The organism is Nitrosomonas sp. sh817 (assembly GCF_030908545.1).
Classification (GTDB): Bacteria; Pseudomonadota; Gammaproteobacteria; order Burkholderiales; family Nitrosomonadaceae; genus Nitrosomonas.
Genome location: NZ_CP133083.1, coordinates 369638 through 393375 on the forward strand (window position 1 = coordinate 369638; position 23738 = coordinate 393375).

The window sequence follows — 23738 nt, forward strand, 5'->3', positions numbered from 1 at the left end:
AGTAATCGAATCTGTCTTATTGCACCACAATCTCAATCAACACCTCGTTCGGATTCACCGATTCGCCTTTGATCACGTGCACGGCTTTAACGATGCCGCTGATCGGGGCGGTGATTTCGGTTTCCATTTTCATCGCTTCGGTGATCAGAACCGGTTGTCCGGCGGTGACTTTCTGGTCGATTTTGACGAGTACATCCAGAATGTTGCACGGCATGCTGACGACGACATCGCCTTCGGCGGTGGGGCTGCGGCGTTTGCTGCCGATGGTGCTCTTGACCGCGCCTTGGGTGCCGCCGTCGAGCACGATTTCATCGAGCGTTTCGACGACGATTTCTTCCGGCATGCCGTCGACCATGAAATAAAAATGCCGCAATGTATCGTTCTTGGGGCCGGTGCCGGTGACTTTGACGTGATACGACTCACCGTGCAGCGCCACGTTGAATTCGGTTGGTGCTTTTTGCAAACCATCCGCCGCTGTCGTGGCTACCTCTAGCGGTTCGGGCACCAGGTTGCCGGTCGAGCGCAGTTCCAGGAATTGCTTGCCGACTTCGGGGAACATCGCGTAACTCAACACGTCTTCGTCATTCGACGCCAAGTGTCCGATTTCGCGGTGCAGGTTGTCGAATTCCGGTTTCAGCAGGTCGGCTGGGCGGCAGTCGATGATGTCCTCCTTACCGATCGCGCGTTTTTGCAGTTTGGTATCGATCGGCGCGGGTGCTTTACCGTAGCCGCCCTGCAGATAGCGTTTGACTTCATTGGTGATGGTTTCGTAACGCTTGCCGGTGAGCACGTTCAATACCGCTTGAGTGCCGACGATTTGCGAAGTCGGCGTGACCAGCGGCGGGTAGCCCAGGTCTTTACGCACGCGCGGAATCTCGGCGTAGACTTCGTTGATCCGATCCAACGCGTTGCGTTCCTGCAATTGGTTGGCGAGATTCGAGATCATGCCGCCGGGAACCTGAAACACATGCACGCGAGTATCGACGCCGGTGAATTCGCTCTCGAAACGGTGGTATTTCTTGCGCACTTGCGCGAAGTAATCGTTGACCTCCTGCAGCTTTTGCGGATCCAGGCCGGTATCGTATTCCGTGCCTTGCAGCGCCATCACCAGGCTTTCGGTCGGCGGATGGCTGGTGCCGCCCGACCACGACGACAACGCTGTGTCGATATGGCGGCAACCGGCTTCGATGGCTTTGAGCTGGCACATTTCCGCTAATCCGGCGGTGGCGTGCGAATGTAAGTGGATCGGCAGATCAACAGTGTCTTTCAAGGCTTTGACCAGTTCACTGGTCGCATACGGCGTCAATAATCCCGCCATGTCCTTGATCGCGATCGAGTCGCAGCCCAGCGTGGCCAAATCCTTGGCCAGCGTGATGAAACTGGCGGTATCGTGCACCGGGCTGGTGGTGTAGCAAATCGTGCCTTGCGCATGCTTGCCGGCTTCCTTGGCGGCTTCGATGGCGGTTTTGAGATTGCGCACGTCGTTGAGCGCGTCGAAAATGCGGAACACATCCATGCCGTTGGCGGCGGCGCGTTTGACGAACGCGCGCACGACATCGTCGGAGTAATGGCGGTAGCCGAGCAGGTTCTGGCCGCGCAGCAGCATTTGCAATGGTGTTTTCGGCAAAGCGGCTTTGAGTTTGCTCAGGCGTTCCCACGGATCTTCCTTGAGAAAGCGCAAACAAGCGTCGAACGTCGCGCCGCCCCAGCATTCCAGCGACCAGTAGCCGATTGCGTCGAGCATCGCGCAGGCCGGCAGCATGTCTTCGGTGCGCATGCGGGTGGCGATGAGGGATTGGTGCGCGTCGCGCAAAATGACATCAGTGATATGAACTTTTTGCATGAACTTTCCTTTGTTATCCGTTTGTCCGCGGCTATAAGCCGGTATGCGACGCGACCACCGCGGCGATCACGCTTGCCAGCACTTCCGGGCGGGGTTTATCGGAATAATTGATCAGATTCGGGTTTTGTTCGACAAAACCGGTATTGAATTTGCCGCTGCGGAATTGCGGGTGCTTCAGAATTTTTAAATAGTACGGAATCGTGGTTTTGATGCCGAACAAACCCATGTCGCGCAACGTGCGCTGACCACGCTTGATGACATCTTCCCAGGTCAACGCGCTGACGATGACCTTGGCGACCATCGAATCGTAAAACGGCGGAATCTCGTAGCCGGTGTAAATCGCGGTATCGGTGCGTACGCCCGGGCCGCCCGGTGCATAGTAGCGCGAGATGCGGCCGAAACTCGGCAGAAAATTGTTTTTCGGATCTTCGGCGTTGATGCGGAATTGAATGGCGAAGCCGCGCCGCACGATTTCGTCTTGCTTGGAGCGCAGCGGCAAGCCGGCGGCGACGCGGATTTGCTCCTCGACGATGTCGACGCCGGTGATGGTTTCGGTGATGGTGTGCTCGACCTGCACGCGCGTGTTCATTTCCATGAAATAAAACCGGTCGTTGTCGTCGAGCAGAAATTCCACCGTGCCTGCGTTGGTGTAACCGACCGATTTTGCCGCGATCACCGCCAGGCCGCCGATGTACTGGCGTTGTGCTTCATCCAGTTGCGGCGACGGCGCGATCTCGATGAGTTTCTGGTTGCGGCGCTGGATCGAACAATCGCGCTCGTACAGGTGAATCACGTTGCCGTGATGATCGGCGAGCACTTGCACTTCGATATGCTTCGGATTGACGATGCACTTTTCCAGAAACACATTGGCGCTGCCGAAAGCTTTGGTCGCTTCGGAAATCACCCGGTCGTAATTGCGTTTCAGCTCTTCCGCATTGTCGCAGCGGCGGATGCCGCGCCCGCCGCCGCCGGAAGTGGCTTTCAGCATCACCGGGTAACCGATTTTCTCCGCGACTTGCAAGGCTTCGCCGACCGAGTGCAGATTGCCGTCCGATCCCGGCGTGACCGGAATTCCAGCGGCGATCATCGCATTGCGCGCTTCGGTTTTGTCGCCCATGCGATGGATGACTTCCGGCGTGGGGCCGATGAAGATCAATCCACGTTCCTTGCAGGCGCGGGCGAATTGCGCGTTCTCGGACAAAAATCCATAGCCCGGATGAATCGCGTCGCAACCGGTTGCCAGCGCCAGATCGACCAACGCATGAATATTCAGATAGCACGCCATCGGCTCGCTGCCGATGCAATACGATTCGTCGGCTTTTTTGACGTGCAGCGCAAAGCGGTCGGCTTCGGAATAGACGGCGACTGAGCGGATGCCCATTTCAGCACAGGCGCGAATGATGCGAACCGCAATTTCACCGCGATTGGCAATAAGAATTTTGCGTAGCATAGGTTTAATTTTTTTAGTGGCGATCGGGCATATTCTACTCGATCAATTCCGGTATTTTATCCGACATTCTGTTTTGCAGGTTCCATCGGCGATGAATTGCTTCCATCCGGGCACCCGGATTGGCGCTGGAATCGGGCGCTGACCGGCGGTTTTTCCTATAAAAAATTCTTAAATATCAAACAAGTTCGTAAAAGCTTATTTGTTTCATAATCTGGCAAAACAGAAAATGGTATAAAATGAAAGCGATATATCGATTAGTTGATCAGAAACGCATTGTTTCAGCGGCTAAGAAATTTCTTTGAATAAGGTTTGTGGAACGATCATCATGGCGGAACCGGAAGTAAAAAAAGAGGGTTGGGAAAAGGATTTACTGGAGAGTCTTGCGCTGTCGTCATTGCGGGAACAGCGGCGTGCTCGCAGATGGGGGATATTTTTTAAGTTGCTCACGTTCGTTTATCTGTTTCTGTTGCTATTCGTTGCAATGGGCTGGATTGAGGACGGCAAGGTGCGGATCCCGGAAAAACATACGGCGATTATCGATTTGCAAGGGATGATAGTTCCCAATGGCATGAACAGTGCCGACAAGGTTAACTCGAGTCTGCGTTCGGCATTTGAGGACAAAAATACCAAGGGCGTGGTTTTGCGCATCAATAGCCCTGGAGGGACCCCGGTTCAAGCCGGTTATATCAATGATGAGATTCGCCGGTTGCGCACTAAATATCCGGAAATTCCGGTTTATGCGGTGGTCGGCGATATCTGCGCATCCGGTGGCTATTATGTGGCTGCAGCAGCGGATAAAATTTATGTCGATAAGGCGAGTTTGATCGGATCGATCGGTGTTTTGATGGACGGTTTCGGTTTTACCGGCACACTGGATAAGTTAGGTATCGAGCGGCGGCTGCTGACATCCGGTGAAAATAAAGGCTTCCTTGATCCTTTCTCGCCGCTGGATCCGACCCAAAAAGCACATGCGGCGACGCTATTGCGCGAAATACACGAGCAATTCATTCAAGTAGTAAAAAATGGCCGGGGAGACCGATTAAAGGATGCACCGGAGTTATACAGCGGCATTGTGTGGACAGGACAACGCAGTATCGATTTGGGGCTTGCCGATGCGCTCGGTAGCGCCGAATACGTCGCCCGCGAAGTGATCGAAGCGGAAACGCTGGTCGATTTCTCACCGCGTGAGGGATTTGCGGATGTGTTTTCCAAACGCTTCGGCCAGATTGCGATGAATTTTCTGTTGGAAAACGGATTCTGGTCGCTTAAGTGATTGTGGTGATCAGCCCGGTAACAAATCTGATTTGTTGAGGATTTCCGTTAGCGTCCGTTGAACGCCGGTTTGCCAATCGGGCAGTTGTAATTCCAAAGCCTGCTCCAGCTTGCCGGTATTCAATCGCGAATTAAGCGGACGCTGCGCGGGGAGCGGGAATTCGCGGCTCGGTATGGGCTGTAAATTGCCGGGGTTCATTTTAAGGGGAAAGTTTACTGTTTCCGCCTGAGTCAAGATCAGCTTGGCATACTCGAACCATGACGCGTAACCCTTCGCTGTCAAATGATAGATACCGCCGGCGAACGTTTGGTGCTGCAGCATTAGCAGCGTATAAGCGGTGATGTCGGCAATCAATTCCGCACCGGTTGGTGCGCCGGTTTGGTCGTTGACGACCTTGAGCGAATCCCGTTGCTGCGCCAGCCGCAACATGGTCTTGATAAAATTATTGCCGAAGGTTGCGTAAACCCAACTGGTGCGGAAAATGACATATTCACAACCTGCTGCATGAATATTCCGTTCACCTTCCAATTTGGTCCGGCCATAAACATTCAACGGTTCCGGATGATCGGTTTCAACAAACGGCCGGCCGCCGTTGCCGTTGAACACATAATCGGTGGAATAATGAATCAGCCGGGCGTTTAATCGCTTGGCTTCTTGCGCCAGCAGTCCGGGCGCTTCAGCATTCAGCGTCCTTGCCAGTTCCGGTTCCTGTTCGGCTTTATCGACTGCGGTGTAAGCTGCAGCGTTGACGATAACGCCGGGCTTGATAGTTCTGATAGATTCTTGAATCCCGGAGAGATCGCGGAAATCACCGCATAAGTTTGTGCTGCTTGAATGCAGTGCAACGAGCTCGCCTAACGGCGCTAGGCTGCGTTGCAATTCCCAGCCGACCTGACCGCTTTTACCGAATAGCAGAATTTTCATATTACTGCCGGCCGTTATAGTTTTTTTCCAGCCAGGAGCGATACGCGCCGGTTTGAACGTCTTGAATCCATTGCGGATTGTTCAGGTACCATTCGATGGTTTTACGAATACCGGTATCGAAGGTTTCAGCCGGTTTCCAACCGAGTTCGCGCTCAATTTTCTGCGCATTGATCGCATAGCGGCGGTCGTGCCCCGGCCGGTCTTTGACGTAAGTGATCAGACGCTTGAAATCGGAGCCGGGGTGAAATTCTTCGAGCAGCGTGCAAACCGTGTTGACGATTTCAATATTGGCTTTCTCATTCCAGCCGCCAATGTTATAGGTTTCGCCTGGTATACCGGCTTCCAGCACACGGCGGATGGCCCGGCAGTGATCGATCACGTACAACCAATCGCGGATTTGCAAGCCGTCGCCGTAAACCGGCAGTGGTTTTCCTGCCAAGGCGTTAGCGATCATCAGCGGAATCAATTTTTCCGGAAACTGGAAAGGGCCGTAGTTATTTGAACAATTGGTGGTCAGCACCGGCAGTCCGTAGGTGTGGTGATAAGCGCGCACCAGATGATCGCTGGAAGCCTTGCTCGCAGAGTACGGGCTATTGGGTTGATAGCCATGCGTTTCGGTGAATGCCGGTTCGTTTTTTTCTAGCGAACCGTAAACTTCGTCGGTAGATACGTGCAGAAAGCGGAAATTGGCGCGGGCGGCGGGTTCCAATGCAGACCAATAAGCCCGGACCGATTCCAGCAAGCGGAAGGTACCGAGAATATTGGTTTGAATAAAGTCTTCCGGGCCATGAATCGAGCGATCCACATGGCTTTCCGCCGCCATGTTGATAATCGCGCGCGGTTGATGCTGCGCCAACAGTTGCGATATCAGTTGCGTATCGCCGATGTCGCCTTGCACGAAGATATGTTGCGTATTTCCGGATACCGACGATAAATTCTGTAAATTACCGGCGTACGTCAGTTTATCCAGATTAACGATGGGTTCGCCGGTTTGCGCCAGCCAGTCGAGCACAAAATTACTGCCGATGAATCCGGCGCCTCCGGTAATTAAAATCATGTTGAATGTCCTAGATTGTGGCGAAGTTAATACAATTGGTTGTTAGCAATAGGCTTTTCTACTAAGAATTCCAGATAGGCAAGATCCCAGTTTCACCCGATTTTACTTGAAAATCGCAATCGATACCGATTCCCGGCACCCAAATCAGCCGGTCGTTACAAAATAGCAGCGGTAGGATGCGGCGTTGCCAAGGTGGAATCGACGCCTCTTGCAGCAAATTTTTGAGGCTACGGGTAGGGCGATTGCAGGCTGGCTTGAAATGTTCGCCGCCTTGGCGGGTACGTAATGCGATTGATTGGTTTAAGATTTTCTGCGGATCGATGCTTTGCGATCCGGTTTCGGTAAAGCTGACGGTGCCATCCAGGTGTGTCAGTGTCAGCGGTAATTGCCCTTGCCAGATGAATTGCGAAGGCCGTGGTGCTTGCAGAGTAACTTCTTCCGGGAAAATGTGAATCAGTCCTTTAAAGCAACGAATGGCGGTATCGCCAAAACGGATATGGATTTGACTATCCGTACTTGACGATAATAGCTGTTTCAATATTTCTTCCAGTTTCACCGTGCTGGGAAGCGTTATGTTCTGTTGATTCAGTATGTGACGCAATAAATTTTTCGCACGCGAAGAACTGAGTGCGCGCATCTTGTCGACTGCCAGTTTTCCCGATACCAGGCAATCTGTGCTGTCGATTTCCGCCAATTCATCCAGCAATTGCGAAGCTTCGGATAAGTGGCGGCTGGTACGCAGCAGGGTCTTGCCATAACCAGGGTAACGCTTTTTTAGTACCGGCAGGATCTCGTGGCGCAGGAAATTCCGGTTGTAGGCGATGCTATCGTTGCTTTCATCGTAAATCCATTTCAATCGATGCTGCTGCGCATAAGCTTCAATCTGACCCCGCGTGACTTCTAGCAATGGCCGCAATAGTTGCGGCGCGGCAACGCCCGGTTGCTTTCTGATCCAAGGCATGCCGCTCAGACCCTTGATTCCGGCCCCGCGAAGTAATTGCAGCAATAATGTTTCCGCTTGGTCATCCAGATGATGGGCTAAAACCACATAGTCGGCTTGCGTGCGGCTGAAAATACGATAGCGTTCTTCCCGGGCAAGCGCTTCAAGGCTGATACCGCTTTCCTTGTTGAGTTGCAGACAAGCGATATTGATCGGGATGCCGTAGCTGCGGCAGAGGTCGCTGCAAAATTGGCTCCAGAGTGGCGCATTGCGGCTGATGCCGTGGTTGACGTGCACGGCGGTGAGCGAAAAAGGAATTTCTCCGGAAAGTGTGTAGAGCGCATGCAGCAAGACAACGGAATCGACGCCGCCGCTCAAGGCGATGGCTAACCGGTCATCGGGTTTGATATGTGTATGTAATACTGCTTGAACATGACACAGCAAGTTAATCGACTTTGACTTCCTTGAATGCGCCATATGTCATGAGCCGATCCAGACGCCTTTCCAACAGTGTTTCAATCGATTGATCTTGAAGTTTGCGCAAGGATTCTTGTAGAACACTTTTGACGGATTGCATGATCGCCGGATAATCACGATGCGCCCCTCCGATGGGTTCGCTGATGATACTGTCGATTAGATTCACTGCCTTTAACCGGTCGGCGGTAATGCCCATGATTTCAGCAGCCTCCGGTGCTTTGTCGGCGCTTTTCCATAAAATGGACGCGCAACCTTCTGGGGATATGACCGAGTACGTGGCATATTGCAGCATATGGATGACATCGCCGACGGCCACGGCTAAAGCACCACCGGAGCCGCCTTCGCCGATAATGACGCAAATGACGGGTACTCGCAATTCCGCCAGTACATAAAGATTCTTACCGATGGCTTCCGATTGTCCGCGCTCTTCGGCATCGATACCCGGATAAGCCCCTGGTGTATCGATGAAAGTAATCAGCGGGATTGAAAATTTTTCCGCCAAGCGCATTAAGCGCAGTGCTTTGCGATAACCTTCCGGTTTGGGCATGCCGAAGTTGCGAAAAATTTTTTCACGAGTGTCCCGTCCTTTTTGGTGACCGATTACCATCACGGTCTGACCATTGAATCTCGCTAACCCGCCGGCAATGGCATGGTCGTCGGCAAAATTACGGTCGCCGTGCAGCTCTTCAAAATCGGTGAACAGATGCTCGATATAGTCCAGCGTATAGGGCCGCTGCGGGTGTCGCGCGACTTGTGAAATTTGCCAGGGTGTCAGTTTGGCGTAGACGTTTTTTGTCAGAGAGAGACTTTTGGCCTGTAAGCGAGCAATTTCTGCTGAAATGTCGAGCGCCGAATCGTCTTGTGCAAAGCGTAATTCTTCGATTTTGGATTCAAATTCTGCAATATTCTGCTCAAATTCCAGAAAAGTGATTTTCATGTGGACTGGGATAAAAATCTAAAAGTGTGATGATACAGGATTTGTCCATAAATCTGCATGGCGAGTAAAGCGAAACCGGGTGATTCTGTTTGCGGGTTTTGTGAAGCTATTCCAGTAAAATGGATGGGCTGCGGATACAGTAGAATTATTTCTTTTTGCATCAATTATCAAGGAGCAATTTGCAATGAAACGGCGCGCATTTCTTCGTCGGATTGTGGTATTACCGTTTTTTCCGGCATGGTTATCCTCTCAAGCGATGGCGAGTGATGGCGCGCAAGGGACGATCCGGCCATTGAAAAAATCTCATCATGCATGGCGTGAACTTTTATCGCCCGAGGCATTTCAAGTGTTGTTCGAGGAGCACACCGAGGAACCGGGGAGCAGCGAGTTGAACGGCGAATACCGGGAAGGAACTTATATTTGCGCTGCGTGTTATTTGCCACTGTTTGAGAGCCGGCATAAATACGAAAGCGGCACGGGATGGCCTAGTTTTACACAACCGGTGGCGGGGCATGTCGAAACCAAACCGGATTATTCATTGATCTTCATGCGCACGGAATATCATTGCGCCCGTTGTGGCGGGCATCAAGGGCATGTATTTAAAGATGGACCATTACCACGGGGCGAGCGTTGGTGTAATAATGGCTTGGCTCTGCAATTTGTATTGCAATCGGAGCCGCTACCTGGATTGCGAGGTTGAATTACTAAATGATTGAGATGATTTCTCTCGGAGGCTTGGCCCCGAAAGTGTTTTTGCGTGATTACTGGCAAAAGCAGCCGTTGTTGATAAGGGATGCGCTGCCGGGTTTTAAAGGCTTGTTGACGCGCGATGCGTTGATTTCGCTTGCGTATTCCGAAGAAGCGCAATCCCGCTTGGTTGTCCAGAGAAATGGCCGCTGGCAACTGAAACATGGGCCGTTGGATGATCGGGATTTTGCAAGATTACCGGAGAAGCAGTGGACTCTATTAGTTCAGGATGTGAATCATTTTCTGCCATCGGCGCGGGAATTGTTATCCAAGTTCCGTTTTATTCCACATGCGCGGCTGGATGATTTAATGGTGAGTTATGCGCCGAAGGGGGGCGGAATCGGGCCGCATTTTGACTCCTACGATGTTTTTTTGCTCCAAGGGCTTGGAGCGAGACGCTGGCAGATTTCAGCCCAATTGGATGATGCTTTTATTGAAGATGCGCCGCTACGGATTTTGAAGAATTTTTATCCGGAACAAGAATGGGTGCTGGAAGCCGGCGACATGCTCTACTTGCCTCCCAAATACGCGCATAACGGCATCGCGGAGGACGATTGCATGACGTATTCCATTGGTTTCCGCGCTCCCAGTCATGAAGAGTTGATGACCCAATTTCTGGTTTTTCTGCAGGATCGGGTTGCGGCGCCTGGCCGGTATGCGGATCCTGATCTGCAATTGCAATCGCATCCATCGGTTTTGAGTCCGGCAATGTTGTCGCAGGTTCGTACTATCCTCAATAAAATAAAGTGGAATCAAAATGATATAGAAGATTTTCTTGGGATCTATCTTTCCGAACCCAAGCCGCATGTTTTTTTTGAACAACCTGAAAAGCCGGTACCGTTGCGTGATTTTGTTAGATCGGTTCGTGAAAAAGGCTTGGAGCTTGATCTAAAAAGTAGAATGCTATGCCGCCGCGATAAGTTTTTTATCAATGGCGAGATTTTTACTGGAAGTGTCGAAGCATGCCGGTTATTGACGGAGTTGGCGGATGATTATGAATTAACGTCTCCCGGGAACATCGATAAAGCAACTGGGGAAATTCTCTATCAATGGTATCTCAATGGCTACGTTAAGCAGAAGATTTGATCTTTATAAGTATTTTATGGAAGACCTGTGCATGGCACATGAAAGTAGAAGTGCTAAATTTGTATAATCCGAAAAGTTGGATTATGCTATTAGCGCAAATTAAATGATGAACATGGGAGATTAGATGTTGAGATTTTCACTTGTAGCGATTGCTTTCGCGATTTTGACTTTAAGTGCATGTGAGGGCAAAAAAAGCTTGGATGGTTATCCAATGGATAAGCCGCCTCCATCAGCTTATGCACCAAGAGATTCTGAGCCTGAAGAATTGAAATAAACAGGATGAACAGAATCGATAAGCCGCGTAAGTCCTTAATGGCGAGTGGTTGGGTTCTGTGAATAGTGTTTCCCGAGGCCACAAACTCTCTTTTTGGAGAGGTTGTGGCAGATTGATTGATAGATTGGAAAGTAAAGCGTTTAATTACATTTAATGTCAATCAAGATCTTGAAATTCCATTTTTAACCTGAGGTACAGGCTGTTAAGAATGGACTCGCAGAAAAAAGGAAGTCATTTAAATAGATATTACTTATCTAAGCGATGTAATCCTTAAGAGCAGATGTCTACCGAGTGACTTTTCATTAAGCATATGAATATGCTTGAATGATTGTTTAAACTCGTTATATACTGCGGAACTTTTAAGAACTTTTATAAGGAAAATTCACAATGAAATATTCACTTCTGGCTGCTGCATTGTTTGCCTTGACCTTATCTGCTTGTGGTGGTGCAAAAAATCAAGCATTACCTGAAACCGAAAGAGAAAATTATGAAAGAGCCCTCCGTGGGGAAGATCCTGATTGTCCACATGGAATCGATGCAAATGGCAACTGTTTGAAAGAGGGAGCGGATGCGCGTCCTTATGGTGGAACAAGCAAGCCAGGCCACTAATCGATAGTTAATAAGCACCTATCACAAAAAAAACCGCCCGCGAGGCGGTTTTTTTGTTTCTCTTCTCATTGATCTCGATGGGTTGTTAGAAAGATTGAAATGAAATTGATTTAATGAATGTTGAATGTGAATGAAGTTAATAGTGAATGCATCCGCGGATTCAACTTCGAAGTGCAACACCTAGCGGTGGCTTGGTATAGCGCACCGTCTTTCCGAAGAACACCTCAAACGGGGTTCTGAATCCAAGCACCTTGCGCGGTCGATGGTTGAGTCTATCCACCGCCCATTGTACTTGTTCCTGGGTCACCTTAATCAATTCCATTCCCTTGGGGAAATACTGCCGCAGCAGACCATTGCTGTTCTCGTTCAAGCCGCGCTCCCATGAATGATAAGGATGAGCGAAGTAGATATCCACATTGAGTTTCGCAGCAATGGTTTCATGCTCCGCAAATTCTTTCCCGTTGTCGAATGTCATGGTGTGGCACTTGCGTTTATGGGGGCGCAGCAATCGCGTTACCGCCGCCGTTACGCCCGATGCATGTTTGCCGGGCACTTGGGCTGCCAGAATGTAGCGCGACTTCCTCTCGGCCAGCGTAACCAATGCGCCTTGATGGTTCTTGCCGATTACGGTGTCGCCCTCCCAGTCGCCTATGCGGTTCTTCTGATCCACGATCCCCGGACGCTCATCAATGCCGATCCGGTTCTTGATCGTGCCCCGGCGCTCTTGACCGCTCGCATAACGCTTCCTGCGGGGCTTCTGGCAACGCAAATGCCGCCACAGGTCGCCACCTCGACGCTTGTCTGCATATATGTGCAAGTAGATCGTCTCGTGACTGATCTGCAACACACTTTCCAAAGCAAGTCGACGGGCCGCTTGCTCCGGACTCATGTCCAGCCGAACCAATCGCTCAACTTCCGTCCAGTCCGACATTGATAAACGCTGGGCGTTGGCGCATTGTTTTCGGCGCTCGTTCCGTAATTCCTGCGCCTGCTTGGGATACCAGTCACGCCGACCCTTGTTCCGCCTGAATTCCCGCGAAATCGTCGACTTGCTCACGCCCACTGCATCCGCTATTCGCGATTGGTTCAAACCCGCCTTCTTCAAGCCGGAAATCTGGTATCGTTGCTCGCTGGTGAGCTGCTTGTAGTGCTTCATCTGTGCTCCTTCTACTTGGTCGTTTAAGAAGCTCCGATACTACCGCAGCTTGCTTCCTAAACTTCCTTACAAAAGTTGCACTTCAATTTTGAATCCACCATCTGTTTACTTCAGCTGTTCGTGCAATAACTTTAATATCCGGCTGGCCATGACGGAATTCACCGCCGATCCGTCGTCATTCGACAATGTGATGTTGCTTGAATTTGTTCCTGCATTATGCACATGGATGCGATATTTCGCTGCTTTTGAGTCATCTTTATCACCGCTTCTCCAGAACATAATATTCGAAAGAATTCCTTCATCGTCGCCCTTTTTCTTGCTATCTTTGTTGAGATCAACAAAACGTACATAATAGATGCCTTCTTCGCGGTTGCGATCTTCAACCGTGAAACCGATGCGATCCAGTGCTAGACCAACACGCCGCCACGATCTGTCGAACGCTTCATAGACAAGCAACGAAGTTTCTTCCTTGTCGATAAAAGCGCGTTCATAGGTGCTGCTTCTTCCCGTCAATAATTCCATTTTTGCTTTTTGTTCTTCCACACCAAAGCGCATCATCAGGCGTGATAACATTTCCGCTTCCAGATCGGGATCGGCTGGGCGGGGTTGCCAGACTGACCGGTTGAGATTGCCCTCCAAAGTTTCGGTCATGCCACGATGACTGATATAAATTTCAGTATTGCCCGTTTCGCTGCGTTCAAGGCGGGTGCGGAATTTGTCTCGCTCGGCTGTTGAATAGATGCTGTCCAAGAAGGTGGAGATAAAAGTGCGGATAAAATCCTGAGGGATCTTGGCGCGATTTTCAGCCCAATCGGTTTCCATAATTCCGGCTTCCGGAATTTCAATTTTGATTAAGAAACCCAATTCCTGCCAGAATTCCTTTACAACTGGCCACACCAGATCGGGAGACTGTGGTATTACCAGCCAGCGTTGCGTTCCGGAGCGTTCGATATGCACATTTTGTATTGATGACGGCAGCAGCGCGGACATGCCGGTTGTTTGTTGCCCGCCACGTTCGTTATTGTAAGAAGAAAAAGTAGCGCTACCCGATGAACTAAGCTCCGGGATTGAATAGCGTTCGTCAATGGCCGGCTGCACCAGATCCGGCGGGATATCCAGCGCAGGCAATCGCCCTGCCGATTTATAATCAATCGTTTTCGTGTCCGGGAACAGGTCAATCGTTTTGCAACCTGTTTGGATTAGTGAAAGCGGCAATACTGATGCGGTTACGATTACCTTGCGCCAATTCATTTTTGACATCTTATCCCTTTATTTCCTGGACGCTGGCCGATTTCATCGCTTGACGGACAAGTTGATGGTATTTTTCGGATAAAGGCGTCAGGGGCAGACGGATTCCACGGCCAATTAATCCCATTTGCTCAACAGCCCATTTAACCGGGATAGGGTTTGCTTCGACAAACAGATCGATATGCAGGCGTAACAGTTTGCTATTTATTTCGCGTGCGGTATTGAGGTCGCTGGAGAATGCCGCAATGCACATTTCATGCATCATGCGAGGCGCGACATTGGCTGTTACTGAAATGACACCGGTCGCGCCCAACAGCAGCAACGCCAGACCGCTGGCATCATCGCCACTGTATACCGCAAAACCTGGTGGAGCGCGTTGCAGCAGTTCGGTGCCCCGGCCGATGTCGCCGGTTGCATCTTTGATACCGATAATATTCGGAATTTGAGCCAAACGTAATGCCGTTTCATTATGAATGTCGGCAACTGTCCGGCCGGGTACGTTGTATAAAATTTGCGGGATATCAACGGCCTCAGCGATTGCCTTAAAATGTTGGTAGAGTCCTTCCTGGGTGGGTTTGTTGTAATAAGGCGCAACCGAAAGGCAAGCATCGACACCTGCGTTCTTAGCGTGAATCGATAAGTCGATGGCTTCTCGGGTTGAGTTTGCGCCGGTACCCGCGATCACCGGTATGCGCCCGGCAACATGGTCAACTGCAATCTGCATCAACAAGTGATGTTCTTCAAAATCGACAGTGGGTGACTCACCCGTGGTGCCAACCACAACTACGCCATCGGTACCCTGCTCAATGTGGAAATCGAGAAGGGAGCGGAAACGACTCAGGTCCAATCCACCTTCTTCATCCATGGGAGTGACGATAGCAACCAAGCTACCTTTAAACATGACGAACTTCCCGGTCAAAAAAATATATTTTACCCGAATCTGGTATTAATTAAGCGGTCTCACGAAATACACAAGCAAGCCGATGGCTTGCCTGTGATGTAGTTACCATTTGAATTATTATTCAAACCATTGAAAATAATGACCTATTGTGTCTTTTTGATAAAACTGAAGACATCATTTATTAGATCAACACAGATCGTGTCTTTTGCAACAAAATTACCTTCCAGAATCTCTTTAGCAAGCGGATTTTCGATTTGCGCCTGAATCGCCCGCTTGAGTGGGCGCGCACCAAAGATCGGATCAAATCCGGTTTGTGAAATCGCCGATAACGCAGCGTCGCTAACCTCCAGCTTCATTTCAAGTTTTGCCAATCTTGCTTCCAAACCGTGTAACTGTATTCTGGCAATTGATTGGATATGCTTTTGATCCAGCGAATGGAACACAACCACTTCATCGATCCGGTTAATGAATTCCGGGCGGAAGTAGGTTTTAACTTCGCTCATCACCGCATTCTTAATCGTTTGATACTCGCTGCCGGCCATTTCCTGAATCATCTGAGATCCCAGGTTCGAAGTCATGACGATAACGGTATTCTTGAAATCCACCGTGCGTCCTTGACCATCGGTCATGCGGCCATCGTCGAGCACTTGCAGCAATACGTTAAATACATCCGGATGGGCTTTCTCGACTTCGTCGAGCAAAATGACCGCATACGGTTTTCTGCGGACGAGTTCGGTCAAATAACCGCCTTCTTCGTGACCGACATATCCTGGCGGTGCGCCGATCAGACGTGCGACGGAGTGTTTTTCCATGAATTCGGACATGTCGACCCGGATCAAATGATCTTCGGAATCAAACAGAAATCCGGCGAGCGCTTTGCACAGCTCGGTTTTTCCGACACCAGTCGGACCGAGAAACAAGAATGAACCGTAAGGCCGGTTAGGATCGGATAAACCAGCGCGCGACCGGCGGATCGCATCCGATACCAACCGTACCGCTTCGTCTTGACCGACCACCCGCTCGTGCAGTTTTTGTTCCATGAGCAACAGCTTTTCCCGTTCGCCTTGCATCATTTTGGATACCGGAATGCCGGTGGCTCGCGATACAACTTCGGCAATCTCCTCGGCGCCGACTTGCGTGCGCAGCAACTTGTTTTGTCCGCCTTCGGCTTCGTATTGCGCGGCTTCCTTTAATTTGGCCTCGAGTTGCGGCAACTTGCCGTACTGCAGTTCGGCAACTTTTTCTAGTTTGCCTTCGCGCTGGAATTTCATCACTTCCGCCTTCATACGGTCGATTTCTTCCTTGATACTGGCTGCACCTTGCGCAGCGCCTTTCTCGATTTTCCATACTTCTTCGAGATCGGCATATTCACGCTCCAGCTTCTGAATTTCGTCTTCGATCAACGCCAGGCGCTTTTGTGACGCTTCATCTTTTTCTTTTTTCACTGCTTCGCGCTCGATTTTGAGCTGAATCAGGCGGCGATCAAGCTTATCCATTACCTCAGGCTTGGAATCGATTTCCATTTTGATGCGTGCGGCTGCCTCGTCGATCAGATCAATGGCTTTGTCCGGCAGGAAACGGTCAGTAATGTAGCGATGAGAGAGCTCCGCTGCCGCGACGATAGCCGGATCGGTGATTTCCACGCCGTGGTGTAGCTCGTATTTTTCCTGTAACCCGCGCAATATCGCGATTGTAGCTTCAACGGTTGGTTCTTCGACCAATACTTTCTGGAACCGGCGCTCCAGCGCAGCGTCTTTTTCAATATATTTGCGATATTCATCCAGTGTCGTAGCGCCGATGCAATGTAATTCGCCGCGAGCCAGCGCCGGTTTCAGCATATTGCCGGCATCCATCGCGCCCTCGGCTTTTCCGGCACCCACCATGGTATGCAGCTCATCGATGAACACAATGGTTTTTCCTTCGTCTTGCGCAAGCTCTTTCAGCACGGTCTTGAGACGCTCTTCGAATTCCCCGCGGTACTTGGCGCCGGCTAACAGCGCAGCCATATCCAATACCAAAACACGTTTGTCTTTAAGGCTTTCGGGCACTTCACCATTGATAATGCGCTGTGCGAGTCCTTCAACAATGGCGGTTTTACCGACGCCCGGTTCACCGATCAGCACCGGATTATTTTTTGTGCGGCGCTGTAATACTTGAATGGCGCGCCGAATTTCATCGTCACGGCCGATAACCGGATCCAGCTTACCTTGGCGTGCCCGGTCGGTCAGATCCAGGGTATATTTTTTCAGCGCTTCGCGGCTGCTTTCAGCTTCCGCGCTGCTGACTTGTTCTCCGCCGCGTACCGCATTAATCGCCTTTTCCAAAGCGGATGAGCTGGCGCCGTGCTGTTTCAGCAGCGTTCCGATGTCACCTTTATCTTGTAACGCCGCCAGCAAAAACATTTCGGATGCAATAAATTGATCGCTGCGTTTTTGTGCTTCTTTATCAGCCAGATTGAGCAGATTATTCAAAGTACGGGAAATGGAGATTTCACCTCCCGGGTTTTCCACTTTTGGCAAACGCTGGACGCTTTGTTTGATGCTCTCAAGCAAAGGCGCAGTGTTGACGCCGGAGCGCTGCAATAGCGACAAAGTGCTGCCATCTTCTTGCTGCAATAGTGCCAGCAACAGATGCTGAGGCTCTATGGCCGGATTATCCTGGCCGATTGCAATACTCTGCGCATCCGCGAATGCTTGTTGGAATTTAGTAGTGAGTTTGTCAAAACGCATGAAATTCTCCCATCGTAGGTAATTGATCCCTACGTGGGGGAAAGCTGTGAAATTTCAAGTGGAATGTTATCTGACTGAATGAATGGCGCGAATCTTGGGTTTATGCAGAACCGGTTTAAGCATGCTTTCGATCTCCGGTGCCGGAACCGGTTTGCTGAAATAATAGCCTTGATAATGATTGCATTTCTGTTCGGTCAGGAAGGCTAACTGCTCTTCTATTTCGATTCCTTCCGCGACTACTTCCAATTCCAGGCTATGCGCCATTGCAATAATCGCAGCAACAATGGTCCGATCATTTTTATCGGTAACAATATCGCGGACAAATGAACGATCAATCTTAAGTGTATGAATGGGGAATTGTTTGAGATAACTGAGACTTGAATAACCGGTTCCGAAATCGTCAATGGAAATATGCAGACCCATTGCGTGCAGACGATTGAGCGTTTCCACGACTTTCGCAATATTGTCGATCAGCATGCTCTCGGTGATTTCCAGCGTGATATATTTCGCATCGACCCCGGTTTCATTTAGGATTCGTGAGATATTGGTAATCAAATCCTTATCGCGGAATTGCCGGGCAGATAAGTTAATTGCAATGCGCGGTACGTATAGGCCTTGGTTTTGCCATGCTTTGATCTGGAGACAGACGGTTTTCAGAACCCATTCGCCGATGGGAATAATCAATCCTGTTTCTTCAGCCAGATTGATAAATTTATCCGGCGATACCAGCTGATGCACCGGATGCCGCCAACGCAGCAAAGCTTCAAGCCCGTACAGGTGGTAATTAGGCATATCCATGACGGGCTGGTAATGCAGTATCAGTTCGTTCCGTTCCATCGCGTATCGCAGATCCAGACTTAAGGTGTGTCTTTCATACGCGGATTTGTTAAGCTCATCGGTGAAGAACTGGTAATTATTCCGGCCATTTTCCTTGGCATGGTACATGGCGACATCACTGTTTCTCAGCAACGTTTCAGCGGTTCCGCCATCGTTAGGAAATACCGCAATGCCGATGCTGCCGCCGATGTGAAGCTCGTTTCCATGAATATAAAAAGGCTGCAACAAAGAATCCAGAATTTTTTGTGCAACCTTTGCGGCATCGAGCGATTCGGCGATGGAATTGAGCACGACAATAAATTCATCGCCGCCTTGGCGCGCTACGGTATCTTCGTTACGGACACAAAATTTCAAGCGATTGGCGACTGCTTTCAGCAATAAATCCCCGATATCGTGCCCGAGTGAATCGTTAATTGTTTTGAAATGATCCAGATCGATAAAAAGTACTGCCATTTGCCGTTGCCGTCGTGAATCATGAGCCAGGGCCTGCTCAACCCGATCCTGTAACAAGTGCCGGTTCGGCAAGCCGGTTAATGCATCGTGTGTTGCCATTTCGATGATGCGCTTCTCGGCTTCTTTGCGTTCATACCATCTGCCTAGATCATGAGCGATGGTCCCGATCAGGTTTTGCTGATAAACCAATCCATGCGGCGCATCGTGCATGAAGGCCACTTGCAGCGATCCGCACTGCTGGCCGTTCGCGATCACGGCGGCTTCAATATAATCGGGCAAATGATCCTGGTATCCCGGAGTGGTCATCTGCTTGTTCTCGAGGCTGATTTTGGCAACCGCCGTATCCTGGTTTTCAAAAGCTGACAACAAGAAACCTAAAATATTTTTGCAGGTCTCTTCGATGCTTTGATCTTGTGTCAAACAATTTCTGATTTTCTGCAGGCAAACATTTTCCTTTAGCCGCTCGTTCAGATAAGACTCTTTTTGTTTAATCGATCGCTGAATGAAAGGCAAAGTCAACCAGTGAATGACTGCGATGCCAAATAATAAAATCAAAACCAGAAAGGTGACGATGATTTTAACTTGATGCGTGAGATAGCTATTGAGCTCATCTTTATCGATTTTCAGAACAGCGCCGAGTCCGTAGGCGACAGGTGAATGCGCCGCGACGACATCGACTTGCCGGTAATCCTTGATAAATTTCGTGCCTGTTTCACCGTTCAATGCAAAATGGATCGGTAACGGTTTGTTATTGATAATGCGCTGTATCCGCTTAAACTGGTTACCGTCGAAAGCGCGGAAAAAACAATCCATCTCGAGATTATTGCTCGTCACCGGCGCGCACAGTAAGAAATCGCCGGTTTCGCCAATCAGTGGCGCTTCGGTAAAGATCCGTGTGAGATCCGGTAACTGTTCTTCTGTGACAATACGGCCAATGAGTTGATGGTTCTGATTAAACAGCCGGATCGAGTTTTGTAATATAAAGCCTTGGTTCCAGAACAATAAGGTGTGGACATCGGGATGGGTGTTTAACTCCACGGGAAGCGTGGCTCGCTCTGCGACGTTACCGTCCGTGATCACCAGATTGTCATTGGAATCGTAAATGCGGATGCTTGAGAAATGCGTTGTAAGGATTTTTTCCGCGGATTCCCGTAATCCGGCAATGCCTTCGGATCTTGAATCATCCGAATAAACTTTTTCCAGGCTTTGTATTAAAAAAATCCGCGTGGAAGTGGCTCTGGTATTTGCAACCGAATGCGTGATCTGATTTTCGATCAGTTTAACGGTATTTTCCAAGGTGGCTTTGAGTCCGGTAGCCGTCATGGTTTCGATCTGACGCTGCATGACGGTATAAACCGACAGGCCCGTCAGAATAATCAATGTTGTCAGTGTCAAGCCACTTATTACAATTGTTTTTGTGTTGCCCTGATTGCTGAAGAAACGAAGCATTGCCTGTGATTGCCTGTTGTATGAAGTTTTGGAATCGATTCAAAGGCATGTATTATCGGTTATTCTATACAATACTTAAGTATGCATTTGGATGGTTTTTTCCGCTCAATTCTAACAATGCAGTTTTGCAGCGAGATGGGGCAGTGATTGCGGCTTTAAGATTACGGTGATTACTGTCGGCAACTTGTCCGGTTAATCCGAATTTCTTTTCTTAGCGGCTTCCGGGTAGGGATACAAAATATTCAGCGCCATGCTTTTACCGGCGGTTTCAACGATGCGCACATGCTCGCGCCGGAATTCTCGCGCGTGACGAAGCCCGCACGAATGCGCGATCATGTTGATTTCTTTGTTGACATTCCGGGCGTAGTTGGAGACACGCAAATATTTTTCTTCCACCACCAGGCCATTTTGCAGTCGCTGATCGTGCGTTGTAATGCCGGTCGGGCAGGTATTCAGATGGCATCGCATTGCCTGGATACAACCGAGTGAAAACATGAAACCGCGCGCGGTGTTGACGAAATCCGCCCCGGCGCAAAGCGCCCAAGCGCCTTCCGCCGATGTCACCAGCTTACCGGCGGCAATGACGATAATGCGTTTTTTCAAATCCGCTTGCAGCAACGCATCGACTACCCGCGGTAACGCCTCGGCAATCGGCAGGCTGACATGATCCATCAAAGTTTGCGGCGCCGCGCCGCTGCCGCCTTCACCGCCGTCGATGGTGAGAAAATCCGGCGCGTATTCCAAGCCGCGGCGGTTGATGTTGTCGCACAATTCATTGATGAAATTCCAGCCGCCGATCGCGGTTTTAACACCGACCGGGCGGCCGGTCAGTTCGCGGATGTAATGGATTTTGTCGAGCAATTCGTCGATGTTGTTGATGTCTTTGTGGCGATTCGGGCTGATCGAATCCTGATGCACCGGAATGCCACGAATGGAGGCGATCTCATCATGAACCTTGCCGGCGGGCAGCAGACCGCCTTTGCCGGGTTTAGCGCCCTGCGACAACTTGATCTCAAACGCTTTGACCACTTTGCTCAATTCTTTCGCGCGTTGCGGCGAGAAATTCCCCTGCTCGTCGCGGATGCCGTACTTCGCGGTGCCGATTTGCATGATCACATCGCAACCCCCTTCCAAATGATACGGCGCCAAGCCGCCTTCGCCGGTATTCAACCAGCAACCCGCCTGCGCGGCGCCGAGCGACAATGCCCGAACCGCCGGTTTGGAAATCGCGCCGTAACTCATACCGCTGATATTGATGATCGATTTCGCTTCGAATGGCTGTTCGCAGTAACCTTCACCGATGCGCAACGACGGCGTCGGCAACTGATCTTCTTCCTGAATCGGAAAAGCCGCGTTGACGAAAATAATCGAACCCGGCTGACGCAAATCGTTGGTCGACCCGAAACCGACCAGACTGCCTTTATTTTTGGAATTTTTGTAGATCCAACCGCGGGTGGCGCGGTTGAACGGCATTTCGTCGCGGTCATTGGCGAAAAAATACTGCCGGAAATATTTGCCCTGGATCTCGAAAAAATAACGCAGCCGACCGATCACCGGATAATTGCGCAGAATCGAATGTTTTTTTTGCGTGATATCCTGAATGAACCAGACGACGATCAAACCGACAACAGCCACACCCAGCATCGTGGCGATACTATAAAAGATAAAGTCGAATGCGCCGGACATGTCGTCTCCTTATTTCGCGGGCCAATCGCTATACTAGCTGTTCGAAGAACGTAAGTGAACAACTTGCGTGCACTATAATGCATGGCTTGACAGCCCAAAAGGATAAAAATTGCAAGATTTACACGATGAAATTCGCGCCAACGTGCAACGCGCGCTGCAAGAGGACATCGGCAGCGGTGATCTGACGGCGTCGCTGATTCCGGATGACAAAGCCCTGCAGGCCACTGTGATCAGCCGGGGAAACGCGGTGTTGTGCGGCACGCAGTGGTTCGATACGTGTTTTGTATCGCTGGCGGTGGACACAGAGATCGAATGGTTCGCCAAGGATGGTGAAACGGTACAAGCGGGGCAGATACTTTGCAAGGTTGAGGGAAATGCCCGCGCATTGCTGACGGCGGAGCGCTCGGCGCTGAATTTTCTGCAATTGCTGTCGGCGGTGGCGACGCAAACCCGGCGGTATGCCGATGCCGTCGCCGGAACCAGCGCGGTGATTGTCGATACGCGCAAAACGCTGCCGGGTTTGCGGCTGGCGCAGAAATACGCGGTGGCGTGCGGCGGCGGGGTGAACCACCGCATTGGCTTGTACGATGGGATTCTGATCAAGGAAAACCACATCATCGCCGCCGGAGGGATTCAACCGGCGTTAAGCAGGGCGCGCGAAATCGCGCCGCCGGGCGTTTTTATCCAGATTGAAGTGGAGTCGCTAGCGGAATTGCGCGAAGCGCTGGCGGCCGACGCGCGCATGGTGTTGCTGGATAATTTCACGCTGGATCAATTAACCGATGCCGTGGCGCTGACCCGCCAGCAAGCCGGCGCACCGGTGATCCTCGAAGCCTCCGGCAATATCACGCTGGATAACGTGCGCCAAGCCGCGGAAACCGGCGTCGACCGGATTTCGATCGGCAGTCTGACCAAGAATATCCAAGCGGTGGATCTGTCGATGCGGTTTATATAAGCAGATTTGAGTTAGAAAATTTGTCTTGATTGATCAATTTGTTACGAAGATCTTCAATACTTAATACTTTATCGCCGCGATGGAGCATGGCGTGGCAGTTCGGGCACACAGGGCGAAGATCAGTTACGGGGTCTAGTTTATATTTACCGTCGGTAAGAGCCAGAGGATTAAGATGATGCACGTGTATAAAGTTTTTTCCGATCTCTCCATAACGTGCTTGAAAATTGAATCCACATACAGCGCAGTCATGTCCATGATGTTTCACGCAAATTTCTCGAGCTTTTTGATTACGTTCGTAGGCATTTACCCGTATTTGCTTCTTTGCTCCTTCAGTGTACTTTTTTCCTGGTTCAAGTTCATCGGGAAATAGCTTCTCTCGAGAAATAATATGAGAGGCTATTGCTTTTCCATATTCACCAAGACGTTCTTGGGCTATCGCAATCTCAGCGGCGCTGAATAAACTGCGGAATTTGGGTTGCAGGAGGATTGCCTCAACCGTTAATTCAGGGCGATTTGCTTCGAGGAGTGCATCCAATCCCTTACGCTGACCTTGATTGCGAGGAAGCAACATTCGCTTAGCGGTCGCCAGGGCACCATTACGTTTTACTGATTGAAGAAATCGGCGACCCCAATAACCAACTTCCTTGCCAGCACGTTGGTAGCCATCTTCGATAAATGCTCTGGTCAGTTCGTCCTCAAGGCTCATG

Annotated in this window: 19 protein-coding genes; 6 read left to right on the forward strand and 13 right to left on the reverse strand. The window is 50.4% G+C overall.

Features of this window, described 5'->3' with window-relative positions:
- Positions 1–16 precede the first annotated feature (16 nt).
- Both oadA and RBH92_RS01815 read right to left on the reverse strand, forming a co-directional pair.
- Positions 17–1843 (reverse strand): sodium-extruding oxaloacetate decarboxylase subunit alpha, encoded by a 1827-nt coding sequence (gene oadA, locus RBH92_RS01810; protein WP_307933007.1) that lies wholly within the window; start codon positions 1841–1843, stop codon positions 17–19.
- A 31-nt stretch (positions 1844–1874) separates the two neighbouring features.
- Positions 1875–3293, reverse strand: a complete 1419-nt coding sequence (locus RBH92_RS01815; RefSeq protein ID WP_307933008.1) for an acetyl-CoA carboxylase biotin carboxylase subunit — start codon at positions 3291–3293, stop codon at positions 1875–1877.
- A gap of 325 nt (positions 3294–3618) precedes the next feature.
- Between RBH92_RS01815 and RBH92_RS01820 the strand changes: the two genes are divergently transcribed.
- On the forward strand, positions 3619–4566 hold the full coding sequence (locus RBH92_RS01820) for a S49 family peptidase (RefSeq protein ID WP_307933912.1): 948 nt from the start codon (positions 3619–3621) through the stop codon (positions 4564–4566).
- Between the two features lie 9 nt (positions 4567–4575).
- Here the strand turns inward: RBH92_RS01820 and rfbD are convergent, their stop codons facing one another.
- From rfbD to RBH92_RS01840, 4 genes are all read right to left on the reverse strand, one after another.
- On the reverse strand, positions 4576–5490 hold the full coding sequence (gene rfbD / locus RBH92_RS01825) for a dTDP-4-dehydrorhamnose reductase (protein ID WP_307933009.1): 915 nt from the start codon (positions 5488–5490) through the stop codon (positions 4576–4578).
- A gap of 1 nt (position 5491) precedes the next feature.
- Positions 5492–6547 (reverse strand): dTDP-glucose 4,6-dehydratase, encoded by a 1056-nt coding sequence (gene rfbB / locus RBH92_RS01830; protein WP_307933010.1) that lies wholly within the window; start codon positions 6545–6547, stop codon positions 5492–5494.
- Between the two features lie 61 nt (positions 6548–6608).
- Positions 6609–7931 (reverse strand): tRNA lysidine(34) synthetase TilS, encoded by a 1323-nt coding sequence (gene tilS / locus RBH92_RS01835; RefSeq protein WP_307933011.1) that lies wholly within the window; start codon positions 7929–7931, stop codon positions 6609–6611.
- A 1-nt stretch (position 7932) separates the two neighbouring features.
- The gene (locus tag RBH92_RS01840; protein ID WP_307933012.1) at positions 7933–8901 is read right to left on the reverse strand and encodes an acetyl-CoA carboxylase carboxyltransferase subunit alpha; all 969 of its coding nucleotides are present in this window, start codon (positions 8899–8901) and stop codon (positions 7933–7935) included.
- 184 nt (positions 8902–9085) lie between these two features.
- Here RBH92_RS01840 and msrB point away from each other — a divergent pair, with 184 nt between their 5' ends.
- From msrB to RBH92_RS01860, 4 genes are all read left to right on the forward strand, one after another.
- Positions 9086–9601: a peptide-methionine (R)-S-oxide reductase MsrB gene (gene msrB, locus RBH92_RS01845; protein WP_307933013.1), complete on the forward strand. Its 516-nt coding sequence runs from the start codon at positions 9086–9088 to the stop codon at positions 9599–9601.
- A 17-nt stretch (positions 9602–9618) separates the two neighbouring features.
- A complete protein-coding gene (locus RBH92_RS01850; RefSeq protein WP_374049953.1) occupies positions 9619–10734 on the forward strand; it encodes a cupin domain-containing protein in 1116 nt (371 codons plus the stop codon).
- A gap of 124 nt (positions 10735–10858) precedes the next feature.
- Complete coding sequence (locus tag RBH92_RS01855) at positions 10859–11008, forward strand: hypothetical protein (RefSeq protein ID WP_292922798.1); 150 nt, start codon at positions 10859–10861, stop codon at positions 11006–11008.
- Positions 11009–11395: 387 nt separating this feature from the next.
- A complete protein-coding gene (locus RBH92_RS01860; protein WP_292916888.1) occupies positions 11396–11617 on the forward strand; it encodes a hypothetical protein in 222 nt (73 codons plus the stop codon).
- A 160-nt stretch (positions 11618–11777) separates the two neighbouring features.
- Here the strand turns inward: RBH92_RS01860 and RBH92_RS01865 are convergent, their stop codons facing one another.
- The 6 genes from RBH92_RS01865 to RBH92_RS01890 form a co-directional block, all read right to left on the reverse strand.
- Positions 11778–12773, reverse strand: coding sequence for an IS30 family transposase (locus RBH92_RS01865; protein WP_307931565.1), 996 nt, complete (start codon positions 12771–12773; stop codon positions 11778–11780).
- A 105-nt stretch (positions 12774–12878) separates the two neighbouring features.
- Positions 12879–14033: an NlpB/DapX family lipoprotein gene (gene bamC / locus RBH92_RS01870; protein WP_374049945.1), complete on the reverse strand. Its 1155-nt coding sequence runs from the start codon at positions 14031–14033 to the stop codon at positions 12879–12881.
- A gap of 1 nt (position 14034) precedes the next feature.
- Complete coding sequence (gene dapA / locus RBH92_RS01875; protein ID WP_307933015.1) at positions 14035–14922, reverse strand: 4-hydroxy-tetrahydrodipicolinate synthase; 888 nt, start codon at positions 14920–14922, stop codon at positions 14035–14037.
- 143 nt (positions 14923–15065) lie between these two features.
- Entirely contained in the window at positions 15066–17651 is a 2586-nt protein-coding gene (gene clpB, locus RBH92_RS01880; protein ID WP_307933016.1) for an ATP-dependent chaperone ClpB, read from the reverse strand.
- 66 nt (positions 17652–17717) lie between these two features.
- The gene (locus RBH92_RS01885; RefSeq protein ID WP_307933017.1) at positions 17718–20336 is read right to left on the reverse strand and encodes a putative bifunctional diguanylate cyclase/phosphodiesterase; all 2619 of its coding nucleotides are present in this window, start codon (positions 20334–20336) and stop codon (positions 17718–17720) included.
- A 246-nt stretch (positions 20337–20582) separates the two neighbouring features.
- The gene (locus RBH92_RS01890) at positions 20583–22076 is read right to left on the reverse strand and encodes an FMN-binding glutamate synthase family protein (RefSeq protein WP_307933018.1); all 1494 of its coding nucleotides are present in this window, start codon (positions 22074–22076) and stop codon (positions 20583–20585) included.
- Positions 22077–22185: 109 nt separating this feature from the next.
- On the opposite strand from RBH92_RS01890, the gene nadC reads away from it, so the two are divergent.
- Entirely contained in the window at positions 22186–23031 is an 846-nt protein-coding gene (gene nadC, locus RBH92_RS01895; protein WP_307933019.1) for a carboxylating nicotinate-nucleotide diphosphorylase, read from the forward strand.
- On the opposite strand, the gene RBH92_RS01900 is transcribed toward nadC, so the two are convergent.
- Positions 23024–23737: an HNH endonuclease gene (locus RBH92_RS01900; RefSeq protein WP_307933020.1), complete on the reverse strand. Its 714-nt coding sequence runs from the start codon at positions 23735–23737 to the stop codon at positions 23024–23026. The genes nadC and RBH92_RS01900 overlap by 8 nt on opposite strands.
- Position 23738 lies beyond the last annotated feature (1 nt).

Excerpts from the sequence above, each read along its gene's own strand:
- rfbD (WP_307933009.1), bottom strand. The coding sequence starts at position 5,490 with ATGAAAATTCTGCTATTCGGTAAAAGCGGTCAGGTCGGCTGGGAATTG.
- RBH92_RS01815 (WP_307933008.1), bottom strand. The coding sequence starts at position 3,293 with ATGCTACGCAAAATTCTTATTGCCAATCGCGGTGAAATTGCGGTTCGC.
- RBH92_RS01850 (WP_374049953.1), top strand. The coding sequence starts at position 9,619 with ATGATTTCTCTCGGAGGCTTGGCCCCGAAAGTGTTTTTGCGTGATTAC.
- RBH92_RS01855 (WP_292922798.1), top strand. The coding sequence starts at position 10,859 with ATGTTGAGATTTTCACTTGTAGCGATTGCTTTCGCGATTTTGACTTTA.
- dapA (WP_307933015.1), bottom strand. The coding sequence starts at position 14,922 with ATGTTTAAAGGTAGCTTGGTTGCTATCGTCACTCCCATGGATGAAGAA.
- RBH92_RS01900 (WP_307933020.1), bottom strand. The coding sequence starts at position 23,737 with ATGAGCCTTGAGGACGAACTGACCAGAGCATTTATCGAAGATGGCTAC.
- RBH92_RS01820 (WP_307933912.1), top strand. The coding sequence starts at position 3,619 with ATGGCGGAACCGGAAGTAAAAAAAGAGGGTTGGGAAAAGGATTTACTG.
- RBH92_RS01890 (WP_307933018.1), bottom strand. The coding sequence starts at position 22,076 with ATGTCCGGCGCATTCGACTTTATCTTTTATAGTATCGCCACGATGCTG.
- RBH92_RS01840 (WP_307933012.1), bottom strand. The coding sequence starts at position 8,901 with ATGAAAATCACTTTTCTGGAATTTGAGCAGAATATTGCAGAATTTGAA.
- clpB (WP_307933016.1), bottom strand. The coding sequence starts at position 17,651 with ATGCGTTTTGACAAACTCACTACTAAATTCCAACAAGCATTCGCGGAT.
- rfbB (WP_307933010.1), bottom strand. The coding sequence starts at position 6,547 with ATGATTTTAATTACCGGAGGCGCCGGATTCATCGGCAGTAATTTTGTG.
- oadA (WP_307933007.1), bottom strand. The coding sequence starts at position 1,843 with ATGCAAAAAGTTCATATCACTGATGTCATTTTGCGCGACGCGCACCAA.
- RBH92_RS01865 (WP_307931565.1), bottom strand. The coding sequence starts at position 12,773 with ATGAAGCACTACAAGCAGCTCACCAGCGAGCAACGATACCAGATTTCC.
- msrB (WP_307933013.1), top strand. The coding sequence starts at position 9,086 with ATGAAACGGCGCGCATTTCTTCGTCGGATTGTGGTATTACCGTTTTTT.
- RBH92_RS01860 (WP_292916888.1), top strand. The coding sequence starts at position 11,396 with ATGAAATATTCACTTCTGGCTGCTGCATTGTTTGCCTTGACCTTATCT.
- bamC (WP_374049945.1), bottom strand. The coding sequence starts at position 14,033 with ATGTCAAAAATGAATTGGCGCAAGGTAATCGTAACCGCATCAGTATTG.